Raw genomic sequence first — 17,268 nt, 5'->3', positions numbered from 1 at the left:
CCGATGGCAGACCGCCCCGTGCAACCGCCCTTCGCGCCGACCGTCAGCGAAGAAGCGCGCGCCGCCATGGCGCCGCTGCTGGCGGCCGGTTCGGCGCCCGAGATGACCGCGACGCTGATGCGCAACGCGATCACGCGCAAGGCGGTCCGCGCCGCCGCCGTCAATCATCTGAAGCCGCTGAACAAGAGCCGCGCCAAACGGTTCGACGTCGCGGTGAGCAAGGACAAGGTCGCGGGCGTGCCGGTCAAGTTCGTCCGGCGCCGGGGCAGCGATGCGTCTGCGGACCAGCGGCTGCTGATCAATTTCCACGGCGGCGGCTTCATGGTCGATTCGGGGTCGGAAACCGAGACGATCCCCATCGCCGGGCTGACCGGGATATCGGTCGTCACGGTGATGTACCGCATGGCGCCCGAACATCCCTTTCCCGCTGCGGTCGACGATGCGCTGGCGGTCTACACCGATGCCCTCTCGCAGCGACCGGCGACCGCGATCGGTATTTACGGCACGTCCGCCGGCGCGGTGCTGACGGGACAGCTTCTGGCACGGATCAAGGCCGAAGGCCTGCCGATGCCCGCGGCGGCGGGCGTCTTTTCCGGGTCGGCGGACCTCGCGCTGGTGAGTGATTGCGAGGCGTTTCTGCCCTCGATCATGGGCGCACGGACCGCGCCCGATACATTGGCCGACTATAGCGCCGGGACCGAGCGCACCGACCCGTTGCTGTCGCCGCTCTATGGCGACCTGTCGGGCCTGCCGCCGACGCTGCTGATGACCAGCACCCGCGACCAGTTGCTCAGCCAGACCGTGCGCTTCCATCTGGCGCTGCGCAAGGCCGGGGTCGATGCCGACCTGCTGGTCTATGAAGCCATGCTCCACGCCTTCTGGGCCTATATGGAATGCCCCGAAACCGACGACGCGCTAGCGGCGCAGGCCGCCTTCTTCAGCCGCCATCTGGTCCGCTGACCCTTGACCCGATCACCCATGCGCCCCGACCCCAGTCCCGCCGACCTGTTCGGCCCCCTCCTCGCCAAGGTGCAGGAGCGCGCGATCCTGCCCGACGGCAAGACCTTCGTCGATGCGCTGCCGAAGCGGCCGGTCGCCGAGATCATGCGCGATTTCGCCGACCTGCCCGCTGGCGACGAAGCGCTGCGTGCCTTTATCGCGGCCAATTTCGACCTGCCGGCGACCACCGAAACTGCGGGACGCACCGCCTCCGCCCAGCCCGTCCGCGCACGGATCGGCGCGATGTGGAAAGAACTGGCACGCGCACCCGATGACCTTGTCACAGGCGGGTCGGCACTGCCCGTCCAGCACCCGCACGTCGTGCCGGGCGGGCGCTTTCGCGAAATCTATTATTGGGACAGCTTCTTTACCATGCTCGGCCTCGTCCGCGACGGCGAGTTCGAACTCGCCAACGGCATCGTCGATGCGATGACCGACCTGATCGAGGCGCATGGCCACGTCCCCAACGGCACGCGCACCTATTATCTCGGCCGGTCGCAGCCGCCGCTGTTCCACATGATGGTCGAACTGCTCGACGACCCGCGCCCCGACGTCGCGGCGCGGCGATTGTCGGCGATGAAGCGCGAACATGGCTGGTGGATGGCCGGCACCGACGAACTGGCCCCCGGCCAAAGCGCGGCGCGCGGCGCGCGGCTGGCGGACGGCCGCATGCTCAACCGCTATTGGGATCCCCGCGACACGCCGCGCGACGAAAGCTGGCGCGAAGATGTCGCGACCGCCGCAAAAAGCAGCCGCCCCGCGGGCGAGGTCTATCGCGACCTGCGCGCCGGGGCCGAAAGCGGCTGGGATTTCTCGTCGCGCTGGTTGGGCGACGGCACGCTCGCGTCGATCCGGACGACGGCGATCGCCCCGGTCGACCTCAATGCCTTTCTGTTCGGCCTCGAATCCGCGATCGCCGCGAGTCCGGACGCCGAGGCCGGTCGTTATGCCCGACTGGCGGAGCAGCGGCGCGACGCGATGAACCGCCACTTGTGGAACGCCGAGGGCGGCTATTTCGCCGACCATGACATCGACAGGGGCGCGTTGCGCACGCCGCTTACCGCTGCAGCGCTCGCCCCGCTCGCCGTCGGCGCCGCGACGCAGGAGCAAGCCGACAGCACCGCCCGCGCGGTCGCAAGTCAACTTCTCGCGCCCGGCGGCCTCCGCACGACGCTCGTTGAGACCGGCGAGCAATGGGACCGCCCGAACGGCTGGGCGCCGCTGCAATGGATCGGCGTGGCGGGTCTGAAACGTTATGGCCATGACGCGCTGGCACGCGATATCGCCAGCCGCTGGGTCGACACGGTCGGCGCGACCTTCGCCCGCACCGGCTTGCTGTTCGAGAAATATGACATCGAAGCGGCCACCGTCGGCGGCGGCGGCGAATATGAGGCGCAGATCGGTTTTGGCTGGACGAACGGCGTGACAGCCGATTTTATCGACGGCTACGCGCTCCTGCCCTCCGGCAAGTGACGCACTGCGAGAGAGAAACGACGATGCTGCCCGGCTTGATGCAGGACGCCCCGCTGCAGATCAGTTCGATCCTGACCCACGCCGCCCGCGCCCACGGCGCGCGCGCGATCGTCTCGAAACGCGTCGACGAACCCTTGTGGCGCTACGACTGGGCCGGCTGCGAACGCCGCTCGCGGCAGGCGGCGCAGATGCTCGGCACCCTCGGCATCGTCAGCGGCGACCGCGTCTCGTCGCTGGCGTGGAACACCCACCGGCACCTCGAACTTTTCTATGCCGTCCCAGGTATCGGCGCGGTGCTCCATACAGCGAATCCGCGGCTCAGCGACGAGCAGATCGCCTTCACGATCAACCATGCGGGCAGCCGCATCCTCTTTTTCGAGGCGAACCTCGCCGACCTCGTCGACCGGCTGAAACCTTTGCTTCCCGCCATCGAGCATTTCGTCCTGCTGGGCGATCCATATGAAAATCTGATCGCCGCCGAGGATGGCGAATTCGACTGGCCGCGCTTCGACGAAAAGGCCGCGGCCTTTCTCTGCTACACCTCGGGCACCACCGGCGATCCCAAGGGCGTGCTCTACAGCCATCGCTCGATCGTGTTGCACGCGATGGCGGCGGGGCTGAGCAGCGCCTTCGGGTTCAGCGCCTTCGATACGATCATGCCCTGCTCGTCGATGTATCATGCGACCGCCTGGGGTCTGCCCTTCACCGCCGCGATCAACGGCTGCAAGCTCGTGCTGCCGTGCGACCGGATGGACGGCGCCAGCCTCGCCGACCTGATCGCGGACGAGGGCGTGACCTTCTCGGGTGGCGTCCCGACGATCTGGACCATGTATCTCGCGCATCTCGAGGCCAGCGGCCAGGGCGTCGGCGATTTGAAGCGTCTCGTCATCGGCGGATCGGCGGTACCGCGCGCGATGGCCGAGACCTTCCGCGAAACATATGGCGTCACCGTGCTCCAGATCTGGGGTATGACCGAAACCAACCCGCTCGGCGTGATCTCGACCCCGACCCCGCTGCTGGCGGCCGAGGGCGAGGACTATGCGACCGAGACGATCCTGACGCGGCAAGGCCGGATGCAGTTCGGCATCGAACTGCGCATCATCGACGACGACGGTGCGCCGCTGCCGTGGGACGGCGAGCAGGCCGGCGCGCTGCAGGTGCGCGGGCCGTGGGTCGTCGACCGCTATTATCCCGACTTGCCCGCCGCGCATGCCGACGGCTGGTTCGACACCGGCGATATCGGCACGATCGACCGCTTCGGCTTCCTGCGCCTGACCGACCGTGCCAAGGACGTCATCAAATCGGGCGGCGAATGGATCAGTTCGATCGACCTGGAGAATGCCGCGGTGGGCTGTCCCGGCGTCCGCATCGCCGCGGTCATCGGCGTCCATCACCCCAAATGGGAAGAACGCCCCTTGCTCGTGATCGAGCCGCACGAGGGCGACAAGGTCACCGCCGCGCAAATCCGCGCGCATCTCGAAAGCCGCGTCGTGCGCTGGTGGATGCCCGACGATATAATCTTCGACACCGTCCCGCTCACCGCGACGGGCAAGATCGACAAAAAGGCGCTACGCGACCGTTACCGCGACCATCTGGCGAAGGGCTGATCGCGGCCTCCAATTTGCCGTCACCCCAGGCTTGACCCGGGGCCTGCCTTGTCTTCGATCGACGGCGACGGAAGGAAGGCGGGTCCCGGGTCAAGCCCGGAATGACGATGGGACATGAGGCTACGTCTGCGTCCCGCCCCAAAGCCGCCGCCCCGCGCGCTATTTCGCGCCCGCCAGCCTATCCTTCAAAAACCGCGCAACCAGCTCGTTCGCCTGATCGCTCTCGGGCGCCGCCATATACGCCCAGAAGGCGTGCGGCAGCCCGTCGAACACCACCAGCCGCGCGTCGACGCCCTTTTCGGTCAGCGCCCGCGCGAAGATCGCTGTCGGGCTCAGCAAGAAATCGCGCGAACTGGTGAGCAACAGCGTCGGCGGAAATTTCGACACGTCGCCGCGGATCGGCGACAGGATCGGGTCGGTCATCGCCGTCTTGCCCGCATAGGCCGCGACCCAGTCGAACCCCGGACCCGGCATCCAGCTTTCGGAATCGCCATGCGTCGTCAGATCGGCATTGCCCGAGAAATAGCCGAGCGCGGCGGGCATCGGACGCCCGGTGCTGGCGAGCTTCGCGACCAATTGTCCCGATAGCACCGCGCCCGCCGACGTCCCGAACACCGCGATAGACTTTGCGCCCCGCTCTTTCTCGAGCGCCCCATACACCGCCAGCGCATCGTCAAGCGCCGCCGGATAGGGATGTTCGGGCGCGAGCCGATACAACACCGCAACCACCGGCAGGCCCGTGCGCGCCGCGATCGGGATCGTCTCGGTCAACGAGCCCGAGTCCAGCGCGAAGCCGCCGCCGTGCAGGTTGAGCAGCACCGGACCCTTGCCGAGCGCGGCCATCTCCTTCGGATAGACGATGCGCACCGGCACGCCCGCGATCGTCGCTGCTTCGACCCGCACCGCATAGCGCTTCTCAAGCTCCGCCCCCATGCTCGCCTGCATCGCGCCGATGAACTGGCGCAGGTCGACGATCGGCGGCAGCGGGTCGGGCATCGCCTGACTGGCGGCGGCAGCCGCAGCGGCTTTGCCTTCGGGGCTCAGCGTATCTGGCAGCGGCCAGCTCTGCATATTGAGCGTCGGCGGAGCCACCGGGGTCGTCTGCCCGAGCCCAGAGGCGGGCAAACTAACCGCGACCAAGCCGGCGAGCAGGATCGTCTTGTGGCGGATCATAAGTCCACTCCCGATGCAGACAGGCTGTCCGGGTTGATGTCCGACCCGGCCTGCTCGCCGCGCGGCCAGGCGCACAGCGCCCCGAGCAGCGCGAGCACGACCATCGCCAGATAGGCAAAGGCGAGCCCATGGGACCACAGCAGCCCCGACCCGGCGGTGGCGACGGCGAGCACGGCGCCGAGCAGGACGGCGTTCATACCCTGGGCGGTGGCGCTGAGATGCATCGGCACCCGCGTCGCGATCACCAGCATGATGCCAAGGATGGTGCCCGTCGCGGTGATCCCGTTGAGCAATTGCGCCGCGATCAGGACCGGCAAGCCCGGGCTGGTCGCCATGATCGCCCACCGCATCGCCGCCGCGATCGCACCGACACAAATCAGCCAGCGCGGGTCGCGCGCTCCCAACAGCTTCGCGCCGAACCAGAAGGCCAGGATTTCGGCGGCGACGGCCAGCGCCTGCAACAGCCCGATCGTCGTCGTCGAGATGCCCTGCGCGGTCCACTGGATCGCCCCGAAACTGGTCAGCACGCCATGGCTTCCCATGATCAGCGACGCCGCCACCATCGCGAGGATCAGTCCCCGGTCGCCGACAAGGTCGCGCCAGCGCCCGTCGCGCGTCTCGCCCGCCGCCGAAAGCGTCCGGTCGCCGGGGAGCAGGAAGGCGACGACGGCCGGTGCGATCAGCAGCACCGCCACCATCAGCGGCAGCATCTTGATCCCCGCGACGCCGATCGCCCAGCCGGCGGCCGCGTTCGAGGCGACGACCGCGATCGATCCCCACACGCGCAGCCGTCCGAAATCGAGCGACCGGCTGCGCACCGCCATCACCGCATAAGCGTCGGTCAGCACGGGGATCTGGTCCCAGACGATCGAGAGCAGGATCACGATGACGATGCGCCCGGCATGGTCGGGCTCGCCGAGCAAAAGCAGGATGATCGCCGCCGACGAGAGCGCGGTATAGGCAATCGCGTTACGCACCCATCCACGCCGCCCGACGAACGCCGAAAAGGGTGCGACGGTCAGCAGGCGCAGGATCAACGGGATGGCCAGCAGCACCCCGATTTCCTCGGCCGATGCGCCCGTCGCCTTCAGCCACAAGGGCAGGAAAGCGAAAAAGCCGTAATGAATATAGAGCGCCAGATAGAGGCCCGACACGCCGAGGCCAAGCCGGTCGCGGACGCCGCCCGCAGCGTGCGGAGCCGCCGCGATCACGCCGCTGTCATCGCTATGCATCATGGGCCTCTCCCGTTATCGAGGCCTCTATAGTTGCAATTGTTATCGATGTCATTCGATAATTTTCGGGCATCGGCTTTCCAGACTTTCTCCTTCTGGAGCGGCGAAACGGTCGACCACGACCGCAACCGGTCAGGCAGGTTTCAGGTCATCTTGCCTTCGGCGGCGATGGCCGGCGATGCGCCGCCATCGACACGCCGCTCAAAGTTCGACCGCGATCTTGCCCAGATGGCCGCCCGACAGTTGATAGCGAAAGGCATCGCCGAGATGGGCCAGGGGAAATGTCCGGTCGATGGCGGGCCGGATGGAGCGCGCTTCGACAAAGGCGACAAGATCGGCCAGCTGCGCGACGCTGCCCACCGCCATGCCGCCGACCCGGATATGGCGCATCACCACGTCGCGCAGCGGCAGTTCGGGCACGCCGTTCGAGGTGGTGCCGACGACGATCAGATGGCCGCCCATCCGACACGCCGCGACCGACCGGGCGAAGGTCGACTGGCCGCCGATATCGAGCGCGAGGTCGACGCCGCGCCCGCCGGTGCGGTCGCGGACCGTCGCGGCCCATTCGGGATCGGAGCGGTAATTGATCAGAACATCGGCGCCCATCGCCTTGAGCCGCGCGAGTTTTTCGTCGGACGACGAGATCAGGATCTTGCCGATGCCGAGCGCCTTGGCGATCTGGAGCATGAACACCGACAATCCGCCCGATCCCGGCAGCAAAACCGTAGCCCCCGCCTCCAGCCGCCCTTCGACACGCAGCGCCCGCCAGGCGGTCAGCCCGGTGCAGGGCAAGGTCGCCGCCTCGGCGAAGGACCAGCCCTTGGGCATACGGCAGAGCGAATGGGCGGGAACGACGACATGGGTCGCGGCGAAGCCATCGATCGTTTCGCCCGAAATGGCGGCATTGTTGGCATCGGTCGGCGCGCCATCGGTCCAGTTCGGGAAAAAGGCGCCCATCACCCGATCGCCGACCGCCCAACTCGTGACCCCCTCGCCCAGCGCCGCGATCTCCCCCGCCCCGTCGGACATCGGCACCCGGCCGGCGGGCTGCGGAATATACCCCGCGACGACCAGATAGTCGTGATAGTTGAGCGATGAGGCGCGAATGCGAAGCAGCACCTCGCCCGGCCCCGGTGTCGGGATCGGCTCTTCGGTCACCGTCACATTGTCGAGTGTCGGCTTCGCCGCCAACCGGATGATCCGCCGCGTCCCGTCGGTCATGGTCGTTTCACCAAAGTCTCGGCTCCTTCCAGATGGCTCGCCCCGTCGAGGATGCGCGTGAAATTGGGCATTCCGGTATGCGCCAAGCCGCCGCCGTCGACGACGAGGTTGTGCCCGTTGATATAGCTCGCATCGTCCGACGCGAGGAAGGCGATGGCGGCGGCGACCTCGGCGGGTTCGCCGGGACGGCCGAGCGGCAGGCCGTCGGTCCAGGCGGCCATGATCGCGGGGTTGTCGGTCAGCCCGGTGGCGAGCGGAGTGCGCGTCAGGCCGGGGCTGACGACATTGACCCGGACGCGCGGGGCATGGTCGAGCGCCATCGCGCGGGTCAGGTTGATCACCGCCGCCTTGGCCGCATTATAGGCCGCAAAGCCATAGTCGCCGCCGATGCCCGCGATCGAGGCGACATTGACGATGGTGCCGCCGCTCGCCTCCAGATGCGGCATCGCGGTGCGGCTCGCCCACATCACGCCCTCGACGTCGACCCCCATCACTTCGCGCCAATGCGCGAGGTCGATGTCGGTGACCTTGCCGAAGGATCCGATCCCGGCGTTATTGACGAGGATGTCGAGCCGCCCGCAGCGCTCGACGACCGCCGCGATCATCGCCTCGATATCCTGGGCGTCGATCATGTCGACGCGGTGGCCGATGATGCGGTCGCTGGCGAGAGCCGCGACCAGCGCATCGATCGCTTCGGGTCGGATATCGGCGACCACCACCGTCGCGCCCTCGGCGTGCAACCGCCGCACCGTCGCCTCGCCGATTCCCGACGCGCCGCCGGTGACGATCGCGACCTTGCCGATGAACCGCCCGCTCATCGCGCAGTATAGCCGCCGTCGACGGTCAAGAGCGCGCCGTTGACGAAGGAGGCGCGGTCGCTGAGCAGCCAGCAGGCCGCCTGCCCGACCTCTTCGGGTTGGCCGAAACGGCCGATCGAATGGCGCTCGACCATCGGCGCGACCTGCGCCTCGAAGGCCGGGTTGCCGAGCAATCTTTCCTCGACCATCGGGGTCAGGATCAGCCCCGGCAGCACCGCATTGACGCGCACCCCGGTGTAGCGCGCCTCGCATGCGGCGGCGCGGGTCAGGCCGATCACGCCATGTTTCGCGGCGACATAGTCGCTCGCATAGGGTGCGCCGATGATGCCGTCGCCCGACGAATTGTTGACGATCGCCCCGCCCGTGCCCTGCATCGCCCGCGTCTGATATTTCATGCACAGGAAGACGCCGGTCAGGTTGATCCCCATCATCCGCGACCAGTCGGCGGCGTCGAGGTCGGCAACCAGCTTGTTCGCCATCTCGATCCCGGCATTGTTGAACGCCCCGTCGAGCCGGCCGAAGGCATCGATCACGTCTGCAACGGCGGCGGCGACCGAAGCTTCGTCGGACACGTCGCAGGTCCACGCCCGCGCGCTGTCGCCGATCAGCTCGCGCGTCTCTTCATTGCTCTCGGCATCGCGATCAAACAGCGCGACGCGCGCGCCCTCCTCGGCGAAGACTTGTGCAGCGGCGCGGCCGATGCCCGATCCGGCGCCGGTGACGATCACGACCTTGTCGCCGAGCATCGGTTTAGCGCCGCTCATGCCGGATGGTGGATCGTCTGCGGCACGGTGAATTCGAGCAGCCCGTCCATGCCGTTCTCGGCGCCGATGCCCGACTGCTTGTGCCCGGCAAAGGCCGCGAAGGGGGTCAGTCCTTGCGCCGAATTGATCCATACCGTCCCGGTTTCCAGCCGCGCCGCAACATTGGCCGCTGCGACGGGATCCGCCGACCAGACCGAACCGCCCAGCCCATATTCGGAAGCATTGGCGCGGGCGACCGCATCGTCCACGTCGCTGTAGCGCAGCAGCGGCAGCACGGGGCCGAACGCCTCCTCGGCCACTACCCGCGCGTTGTCGGGCGGGTTGTCGACCAGCGTGACGGGTACGAAATATCCCGGGCCGTCGCTGGGTTCGCCGCCGGCCAGGAATTTGTGCCCCGCCGCCTTGCTGTCGGCGATCATCGCCTTCACCCGCTCATATTGCGCGCGGTTCTGCACCGGGCCGAGCGCATTGTCGGGATCGGTGCCGTTGCCGATCCGCACCCGGCCCGCGATCTCGACCAGCGCCGCCGCCAGTTCGTCATAGAGGCTGTCGTGCACGAACATCCGTTTGGTCGCGACGCACACCTGGCCGCTGTTGGTGAAGGCCGCCCAGAACAAAGGTTCGGCGACATCGGCGACCTTGGCGTCGGGCAGGACGATCGCGGCGTCATTGCCGCCGAGTTCGAGCGTCAGTCGTTTCAAATTCGCTGCCGCGCTCGCCATCACCCGGCGCCCGGTGGCGGTCGATCCGGTGAAGCTGATCTTGTCGATGTCCGAATGCTCGGACATCATCGGACCAAGCGCATCGCCGCCCGACACGATGTTAAGCACGCCCGGCGGCAACACGCCTTGCAGCAATTCGCCGAGGCGCAGCGTCGCGAGCGGGGTGAAGGGCGACGGCTTGAGCACCATCGTATTGCCCGCGAGCAGCGCCGGGCCGATCTTCCAGATCGCGAGCAGCACGGGGAAATTCCACGGCACGATCGCGCCGACGACGCCGAGCGGCACATGGTTGGTGACGCTGCGCTGGCCCGGCATATCCTCGTTGACCGTCTCGGGCAGTAGCTGCTCGGCGACGACGCCGATCCACCAGGCCGCCGCCTGGATCTCGCCAAGCGCCGCCGCGTGCGGCTTGCCCTGTTCGGCGGTGAGCAACTGTTTCAATTCCTCGGCATGCTCGGCGACCAGCGCACCAATCGACCGCAGCGCGGCCTGCCGTTCGGCATAGGGCGTCGCCCGCCAGCCGGGATAAGCGGCGCGGGCGGCCGCAACGGCCTGGTCGAGCTGCGCCCGCGAGCAATCGGGGATCGTCGCGACGACCGCCTCGGTCGCGGGATTGACGACGTCGATCTGGTCGGACGAATTTTCGGGTCGACCGTCGATGGTCATGGTGAAGACGCTGTTGATCATGGAGCTACTCCCGCAGCAAAGAGAGGGCGTCATGGTCGAGCACATGGCTGACATGACGGTCGAGCATGGTGAGGAACATCTGGTCGCCGCGTTCGGTACGCTGGACCAGCATCGCGGCCCCGACCGCGACATTGATGCCGGCGAAGCTATAGCGACGGTAATCCGCCTCGAAATCCTCGCGCGAATAGTCGGAGACGCCCTGCGCGCGTAGCTCGTCCAGATAGGCGGTCATCAGCGCCGGTTCGATCGCGCGCCGCGCCTCGGGCGAATAACCGCCGCCGATCAAATAGGCGACATCGACCGCGCCACAGCCCAGCGCGACCGACTGCCAGTCGACGACGACCAGCCGCGCGTCGTCGAACAGCATATTGTCGGGACGGAAATCATTGTGGGTGACGCAGCGCGGGCGCGGAGGCGCGCGGTCATAGATATCATAGCCCTCGGCGAGCGCATCGCACACCCGGCGCTGGTCGTCGCTGAGCATCGCGTCATAGCGGTCGCGAAAGCCCGGCCAGGCGCCGCGAAAAACCTCGGCGGTGTAGAAGGGCTGGCCGCGCGCCTGGGTGTCGAGCCAGGCGAGCTCGTCGCCCTCCCCCTGCTCCCAGAAGGCCGCGTGCAGCCGCGCCGCCTCGCGCACCGCGCGCTCCGCGTTGCGGTCGGACAGGCCTTTGAACTGGTCGCCCGGCGCGGCGGGGGCCAGGTCTTCGAGCAGCAATGCAAAGCCCTCGGCTTCGTCCATCTGCGCCCCGTAACAGGCGGGCACCGCGATCCGCGCCCGGGCCGCGAGTTCGTGATAAAAACGCACCTCGCGCGCATAAAGCGACCAGGCGGCCGCGACCTCGCGGCTGGTCGGATCGGTCGAGGAGAATTTGCCGATCAGCGTCGCGGGAGCGGGGTCGCTGCCCGGCGCATAGGTCAGGCGAAAGCGGGCGGTATCGCCCAGCTGTCCGGTGCCGATGCGCTCGACGCTCAGCGACGCGATCGCAACGCGATAACCGGCGTCGGCGAGCAAGGCTTCGACCCAGGCCGCGTCGGCCTGTTCGGGACGGGGGACGGGGCGGACCGCAACCAGTTCGGCGGGCGCGATGGCCATGTTCACGATAACCTCTCCAACTGCCTGTTTTCGACAGGTCTGAGGGTCAGGATGCGAAGCGACCGAGACAAAGTCCAATCGGCCTTTGCCGCCGACCTATTGGCGGTGCCGATGAATGGCGGCGCGGAAACAATTGGTGTCGGCGGCAGCGGCGCCCGATCATGGCCCCGACATCGGGAGAGAGATAGCATGACCGACGACCACACGCAGCGCGCGCTCGCGATATTGGCCGCGATCGGCACGGGCGCGGTGCCGCTCGATCCCTTCACCGCCAACGCGCATTGGTGGTGGAACGGCGGGCTCGACCTGCCCGTCGCCGAATTTGCCGCGCTGCTCGCCGACCTCCATGGGCGGACCGAGGACGGCATCGCGATCACACCCGGCCTGACGATGGCCGATGGCGACAGCGTGATGATCGAAGCGACCTCGGCGGCGCGGCTGACCAATGGCCGCGTCTATGCCAACCGCTATATCTTCCTGTTCCACTTCACCGGCGATGCGATCCGCGAGGTGCGCGAATATAGCGACAGCGCGCATGTCAACGCGACCTTCGACTTGGCCGGCCCAATGGGGGGCGGCTGATCAGCCGAAGGACGCGATCGGCAGCCGCTCGACGCTCTCGCCCGCCGCCTCGCGTTCGGCCTGCCAGCGTTCGGCGAAGGCGAAGAACCGCCGCGCCGCCTTGTTCGGCGCGGTGCCGAGGACGACCGAGAAATCCATGAAAAAATGCATGCCCTCGACCGGGCGCAGCACCAATCCCGCCGGACTCGGGAACCAGCCGATGCCGATGCAGCAATTGCCGCTGCGCAGCGCATAGCGTTCGATCGCCAGCGCATTGCCCTCCGACGGCGCGAGCGGGATCGCGCCGTGCGACAGCATGAAACTGACCATCGGATTGATGAAGGCGTCGCCATGTTCGCCGCTGAGCATCGCGATCCGCCGGCCGGCGAGCGCGTCGCCGGGGATGATGTCCATCGCCGCCAGATCGCTCTCCTCGGGCACCAGCAGGCCGATCTTGCGGCGACACAGCAGCACCCGTTCGAGGACGTCGGGATATTGCACCTCGTTGACGATATGCCCCGTCGGCACGTCGCGGGTGAAGTCGCCCGGCGGCACGTCGGCCGCGATGCCGAGCAGCAGCGCGGCGTCGAGCCGGTCGGTGAGCAGGTCGCGGATCTGGTCGGACTGCAGCCGGTTGTCGATCGTATGGCGAATCTCGGGCCGCGCGGCGGCAAAGGCGTCGAGCAAATCGATGCGATCGGAAAAATCCATCGTGTACATCGCGGCGCCGAGGCGGAATTGGGTCACCGTCGCATGCTGCATTTCCTCGGCATCGCGGCGGACTTCTTCGGCACCCTCCAGCAACGCCTCGACCTTGGGCAGCAACCGCGCGCCCTGCTCGGTCAACGTCACGCTGCGCGACGTGCGATGGAACAAGAGGAAGCCGAGAATCTGCTCCAGCTCCTTGATCTGTCCCGATACCGTCGGCTGGGTCAGGTGCAGCCGTTCGGCCGCCCGGGTGACCGAGCTTTCGCGGGCGACCGCGGCAAAGCTGCGCAGCAGCTTGAGATCGAGATGGTGCATATCCTCTGACCCGTCGCTCTATCGGCAATTGCCTGCGAGCATAACAGATTGATCGGCGCGGTCTATCGATTCACCGCGAATGCCGATTGGACGCGGGCCGCCCCGCCTCCCTACCAAGGCCGCGAGAGGAGAACCGACGTGGCAACAAAGCTCGCGGACAATATCGACGAGATCATCACCGATCCGGCCACCTACGCCGATGAGGATCTCTATCACCGTATCTTCGCCCAATTGCGCGCGAGCGATCCGGTCCACTGGTGCGCAGCGACGCAATATCACCCCTTCTGGGCGGTGACACGCCACGCCGACATCATGCGCGTCGAGCTCGACGCGAAAAATTTCCTCAACGAGCCTCGCCAGTTCCTCGTCACCATCGACGACCAGAAGATGCTGGAGGAACAGACCGGCGGCAGTAATTTCGCGCGCAATCTGGTCGCGATGGATAACCCTGATCATAAAGCCTATCGCGCGCTGACCGCCGACTGGTTCGGCGCCAAGAGTGTCCGCGCGCTCGAAGACAAGATCACCGACCTCGCGCGCGAAACCGTCGACCGCATGATCGCCAAGGGCGGCAGCTGCGACTTCGCCAAGGAAATTGCGGCCTGGTACCCGCTGCGCACGATTATGATCGTACTCGGCGTCCCGCGCGAGGACGAGCCGTTGATGCTCGAGCTGTCGCAGAAGGTGTTCGGCGGCAGCGATGCCGACACCGGCGGCGGCGAGGGCATGGCGTCGATGCTGGAGGCATTCAACGCGTTTAATCAGTATTTCGGCGGCGTCGTGTCGGACCGGCTGACCAATCCGCGCAATGATGTCGCGACCCTGCTCTCAACCGCGACAATCGACGGCACTCCGATCGGCGAAGCCGAGCGCAACGCCTATTTCCTGATCATCGCCGCCGCCGGGCATGACACCACCAGCTCGGCGATTTCGGGCGGGTTGCTCGCGCTGATCCGCAACCCCGACCAGATGGCGATGCTGCGCGCCAATCCCGACCTGATGCCACAGGCGGTCGACGAATTCATCCGCTGGACCACCCCGGTGAAGCATTTCTTCCGCACCGCGGTCGAGGATTGCGACGTCGGCGGACAGGCGGTGAAGGCGGGCGATAGCCTGATGATGTGTTACCCCTCGGCGAACCGCGACGAGGCGGTATTCGACGACCCGATGGCATTTCGCATCGACCGCAAACCCAACCGCCAGCTTGCCTTCGGTTATGGTCCGCACGTCTGCCTCGGCCAGTTTCTCGCCAAGATGGAGATCCGCATCCTGTTCGCCGAACTGCTCGCGCGGATCGACGAGATCGAACTCGACGGCGATCCGGCGTGGGTGAAAGCGAATTTCGTGTCGGGGCTCAAGCGCTTGCCGATCCGCTATCGCTGCTGACCCGCGGCCGTTCGTCATCGGAGGATGACGGAAATCAGTCACGATATCCACACGACAATCGTGGTTAGGACACATGGCGATACTCGAAGGCTTCCATGCCTTTTTCCAATGAATGGGCGATCAGTCCCGATTGGACAGAGGCACGGTGGGGGTGTGACAAAGTGCAACAAAGCCCGCGGCCACGAAGCCGCGCGGCACAATATGGGATGGAGGGTTTCATGAAAGTCATTCGGATTTTTTCCGCCGCGCTGCTCGGCGCGACCGCGCTGACGGCGGTACCGGCACTCGCGCAGGACGGCGGCGGCGACACCGCGCCGGCCGCCGAGGAGCAGGGCACGACCGGCATCGACGATATCGTCGTCACCGCGAACCGCCGCTCGGAATCGCTGATGAAGGTTCCCGTCGCGGTGTCCGCGCTCAACACCGAGGACCTGACGCGCCAAGGCATCACTTCCAGCTTCGACCTCAGCGGCTCGGTTCCCTCGCTCCAGGTCACCAGCGCCTTTGGCGAGGCGCAGCCGAACTTCACGATGCGCGGCATCGGTGTGGGCAATGAATATGGCGCCAACCAGGTGTCGCCGGTCGGCGTCTACACCGACGACAATTACCTCAGCGCGCGCACCATGCACGGCCTCCAGCTCTATGACCTCGAACGCGTCGAGGCGCTGCGCGGACCGCAGGGCACGCTCTATGGCCGCAACACCACCGGCGGCGCGATCAACTTCATCTCGAACAAGCCGACGCTCGAACCCGGCGCCCGCGGCTATGTCGAGGCGGGCTATGGCCGCTTCAGCGAGGTTCGCGGCCAGGGCGCCATCGAAGGCACGCTGATCGACGACGTCCTCGGTTTCCGCGCCTCGGTGAACTATGTCGAGGCCGACGGCTATGTGAAGAATATCTTCCCCGGCCAGCCCGACGCGAACTCCAAGGATTCGATCGCCGGCCGCCTGATCATCCGCGCCAAGCCGAGCGAGAAGCTCGACATGATGCTGAAGTTCACGGGCAGCAAGGGCAAGCCGACCCAGGCCGCCGCCTTCCACCGCAACGACGGTTCGGGCCGCTCGACCTATCTCCGCTCGAACGACAATCTCAGCTTCTTCGAAACCAACCAGCCCGACCTCGGTTTCAACGACGTCGCCAACGCCGGGGTGCAGTTCAACATCAATTACGAACTGTCCGACACGCTCTCGCTGCAGACGCTGACCGCCTATGACTGGTCGCGCCAGAATCTGTCGCAGGAAGGGTCGGGCACCCCGGTCGTGGGTTTCCTGCAGACCAACTATGGCGACGTGTACAAGCAGTTCAACCAGGAGGTGAAACTCGCCTACGCCGGCGACAGCACCAACCTCCAGGCCGGCGTCTATTATGGCTGGGACAGCATCAACAACGAGGATCGCTACCGGCTGATCAAGACGCTCTATTTCTATCAGCATTATCGTCAGGAGCGGAACAGCTACGCCGCTTTCGCCCAGCTCGACCAGGATTTCGGCGATCATTTCGGGGTAACGCTCGGCGTCCGTTACACCAAGGACAGCAACCGGCATTATGACGCCTATTCCTTCCTGACCGCCTTCGCCGACCCGGCGACGTCGCCGCCGTTCAGCACCTATGACTTCGACCCCGCCGACCCCGATGCGGCGGCGATCACCTTCACCCACGGCAGCATTTCGCCTGCGGGCGTGATCACCCCCGAGGCCTCGAAGCGCCGGACGAGCAGCCGGGTGACCGGCAAGGTCGGCATCGATTACACCTTCGACAGCGGTGCGATGCTCTATGCGAATTACAGCCGCGGCTATCGCGCCGGATCGTTCGCCAGCCAATTCTATGGCGGCAACCCGATCGACTTCGTGCCGCCCGAACAGGTCGACGCTTATGAAATCGGCGCCAAGACCCGGTTGTTCGACGGCATGGCGACCTTCACCACCGCCGCGTTCCTGACCAAATACAAGAACCAGCAGCTCAACGAGGTCATCGGCACGACGGGCTTCATCCGCTCGGCGCCGGGTTCGACGATCAAGGGCATCGAGGCCGAGCTCAATGTCCGGCCGGTGTCGACGCTGACCGCGAACCTGTCGGTGACCTGGCTCGACGCGACCTATGACAAGCTGACGTTATCGGGCACCAACCTCGACGGCAACACCCTGCCCAACGCGCCGAAATGGACGGTCAACGTCGGAGCCGACTGGAAGATCGCGCCGCTGGGCAATGGCGAGATCGTCTTCTCCCCCAACCTCGTCTACACCAGCAAGCAGTTCTTCTCGCCGTTCAACAACGAGGCGGGCAACCAGTTCCTCAACTCGCCCGGCCATGTGCTGGCCGACGCGACGCTGGGTTGGGAAGGCGAGCAATTGTCGGTGCGGCTGTGGGCGACCAACATCTTCAACAAGAAATATTTCATGTACGGGCTGAACCTGCGCGACGCCTTCGGCTACGACTATCTGCTGCACGCACCGCCGCGCATGTATGGCGTGACCGCGCGGTATAAATTCTAGGAAAAGGGGGCGTGGCC

Annotated in this window: 14 protein-coding genes; 6 read left to right on the top strand and 8 right to left on the bottom strand. The window is 66.5% G+C overall.

Going from position 1 to position 17,268, the window contains the following annotated elements; all coding sequences use genetic code 11:
• Positions 1-3: 3 nt before the first annotated feature.
• The 3 genes from ACREB7_RS03845 to ACREB7_RS03835 are packed head-to-tail and all read left to right on the top strand — an operon-like array spanning position 4 to position 4,079.
• Entirely contained in the window at positions 4-960 is a 957-nt protein-coding gene (locus tag ACREB7_RS03845) for an alpha/beta hydrolase fold domain-containing protein (RefSeq protein WP_431590970.1), read from the top strand.
• A gap of 18 nt (positions 961-978) precedes the next feature.
• A complete protein-coding gene (treF, locus tag ACREB7_RS03840) occupies positions 979-2,472 on the top strand; it encodes an alpha,alpha-trehalase TreF (protein WP_431590969.1) in 1,494 nt (497 codons plus the stop codon).
• A gap of 23 nt (positions 2,473-2,495) precedes the next feature.
• A complete protein-coding gene (locus ACREB7_RS03835) occupies positions 2,496-4,079 on the top strand; it encodes a long-chain fatty acid--CoA ligase (RefSeq protein WP_431590968.1) in 1,584 nt (527 codons plus the stop codon).
• Between the two features lie 159 nt (positions 4,080-4,238).
• On the opposite strand, the gene ACREB7_RS03830 is transcribed toward ACREB7_RS03835, so the two are convergent.
• The 7 genes from ACREB7_RS03830 to ACREB7_RS03800 form a co-directional block, all read right to left on the bottom strand.
• Entirely contained in the window at positions 4,239-5,252 is a 1,014-nt protein-coding gene (locus ACREB7_RS03830; protein WP_431590967.1) for an alpha/beta hydrolase, read from the bottom strand.
• Complete coding sequence (locus tag ACREB7_RS03825) at positions 5,249-6,487, bottom strand: MFS transporter (RefSeq protein ID WP_431590966.1); 1,239 nt, start codon at positions 6,485-6,487, stop codon at positions 5,249-5,251. The genes ACREB7_RS03830 and ACREB7_RS03825 overlap by 4 nt, the downstream gene beginning before the upstream one ends.
• Before the next feature lie 198 nt (positions 6,488-6,685).
• Positions 6,686-7,705, bottom strand: coding sequence for a zinc-dependent alcohol dehydrogenase family protein (locus ACREB7_RS03820; RefSeq protein WP_431590965.1), 1,020 nt, complete (start codon positions 7,703-7,705; stop codon positions 6,686-6,688).
• On the bottom strand, positions 7,702-8,523 hold the full coding sequence (locus tag ACREB7_RS03815; protein ID WP_431590964.1) for an SDR family NAD(P)-dependent oxidoreductase: 822 nt from the start codon (positions 8,521-8,523) through the stop codon (positions 7,702-7,704). The genes ACREB7_RS03820 and ACREB7_RS03815 overlap by 4 nt, the downstream gene beginning before the upstream one ends.
• Positions 8,520-9,287, bottom strand: coding sequence for an SDR family NAD(P)-dependent oxidoreductase (locus tag ACREB7_RS03810; RefSeq protein ID WP_431590963.1), 768 nt, complete (start codon positions 9,285-9,287; stop codon positions 8,520-8,522). Before ACREB7_RS03810 ends, ACREB7_RS03815 begins: the two co-directional genes overlap by 4 nt.
• On the bottom strand, positions 9,284-10,696 hold the full coding sequence (locus tag ACREB7_RS03805) for an aldehyde dehydrogenase family protein (RefSeq protein WP_431590962.1): 1,413 nt from the start codon (positions 10,694-10,696) through the stop codon (positions 9,284-9,286). Before ACREB7_RS03805 ends, ACREB7_RS03810 begins: the two co-directional genes overlap by 4 nt.
• A 4-nt stretch (positions 10,697-10,700) precedes the next feature.
• A complete protein-coding gene (locus ACREB7_RS03800) occupies positions 10,701-11,789 on the bottom strand; it encodes a phosphotransferase (RefSeq protein ID WP_431591015.1) in 1,089 nt (362 codons plus the stop codon).
• Between the two features lie 189 nt (positions 11,790-11,978).
• Here ACREB7_RS03800 and ACREB7_RS03795 point away from each other — a divergent pair, with 189 nt between their 5' ends.
• Positions 11,979-12,371: a nuclear transport factor 2 family protein gene (locus ACREB7_RS03795; protein ID WP_431590961.1), complete on the top strand. Its 393-nt coding sequence runs from the start codon at positions 11,979-11,981 to the stop codon at positions 12,369-12,371.
• Here ACREB7_RS03795 and ACREB7_RS03790 read toward each other — a convergent pair whose 3' ends face one another.
• The gene (locus ACREB7_RS03790; protein WP_431590960.1) at positions 12,372-13,373 is read right to left on the bottom strand and encodes a LysR family transcriptional regulator; all 1,002 of its coding nucleotides are present in this window, start codon (positions 13,371-13,373) and stop codon (positions 12,372-12,374) included.
• Positions 13,374-13,511: 138 nt separating this feature from the next.
• On the opposite strand from ACREB7_RS03790, the gene ACREB7_RS03785 reads away from it, so the two are divergent.
• The gene (locus tag ACREB7_RS03785; protein WP_431590959.1) at positions 13,512-14,759 is read left to right on the top strand and encodes a cytochrome P450; all 1,248 of its coding nucleotides are present in this window, start codon (positions 13,512-13,514) and stop codon (positions 14,757-14,759) included.
• A gap of 218 nt (positions 14,760-14,977) precedes the next feature.
• A complete protein-coding gene (locus tag ACREB7_RS03780) occupies positions 14,978-17,251 on the top strand; it encodes a TonB-dependent receptor (protein ID WP_431590958.1) in 2,274 nt (757 codons plus the stop codon).
• Positions 17,252-17,268 lie beyond the last annotated feature (17 nt).

It is taken from the genome of Sphingopyxis sp., assembly GCF_050725615.1.
Lineage (GTDB): Bacteria > Pseudomonadota > Alphaproteobacteria > Sphingomonadales > Sphingomonadaceae > Sphingopyxis.
The sequence above is the reverse complement of the archived record's forward strand: the minus strand, read 5'-3'. Positions and strand labels throughout refer to the sequence as shown.

Coding starts and splice junctions, on each gene's coding strand:
- ACREB7_RS03845 (WP_431590970.1), top strand. CDS start 4: ATGGCAGACCGCCCCGTGCAACCGCCCTTCGCGCCGACCGTCAGCGAA.
- treF (WP_431590969.1), top strand. CDS start 979: ATGCGCCCCGACCCCAGTCCCGCCGACCTGTTCGGCCCCCTCCTCGCC.
- ACREB7_RS03835 (WP_431590968.1), top strand. CDS start 2,496: ATGCTGCCCGGCTTGATGCAGGACGCCCCGCTGCAGATCAGTTCGATC.
- ACREB7_RS03830 (WP_431590967.1), bottom strand. CDS start 5,252: ATGATCCGCCACAAGACGATCCTGCTCGCCGGCTTGGTCGCGGTTAGT.
- ACREB7_RS03825 (WP_431590966.1), bottom strand. CDS start 6,487: ATGATGCATAGCGATGACAGCGGCGTGATCGCGGCGGCTCCGCACGCT.
- ACREB7_RS03820 (WP_431590965.1), bottom strand. CDS start 7,705: ATGACCGACGGGACGCGGCGGATCATCCGGTTGGCGGCGAAGCCGACA.
- ACREB7_RS03815 (WP_431590964.1), bottom strand. CDS start 8,523: ATGAGCGGGCGGTTCATCGGCAAGGTCGCGATCGTCACCGGCGGCGCG.
- ACREB7_RS03810 (WP_431590963.1), bottom strand. CDS start 9,287: ATGAGCGGCGCTAAACCGATGCTCGGCGACAAGGTCGTGATCGTCACC.
- ACREB7_RS03805 (WP_431590962.1), bottom strand. CDS start 10,696: ATGATCAACAGCGTCTTCACCATGACCATCGACGGTCGACCCGAAAAT.
- ACREB7_RS03800 (WP_431591015.1), bottom strand. CDS start 11,789: ATGGCCATCGCGCCCGCCGAACTGGTTGCGGTCCGCCCCGTCCCCCGT.
- ACREB7_RS03795 (WP_431590961.1), top strand. CDS start 11,979: ATGACCGACGACCACACGCAGCGCGCGCTCGCGATATTGGCCGCGATC.
- ACREB7_RS03790 (WP_431590960.1), bottom strand. CDS start 13,373: ATGCACCATCTCGATCTCAAGCTGCTGCGCAGCTTTGCCGCGGTCGCC.
- ACREB7_RS03780 (WP_431590958.1), top strand. CDS start 14,978: ATGAAAGTCATTCGGATTTTTTCCGCCGCGCTGCTCGGCGCGACCGCG.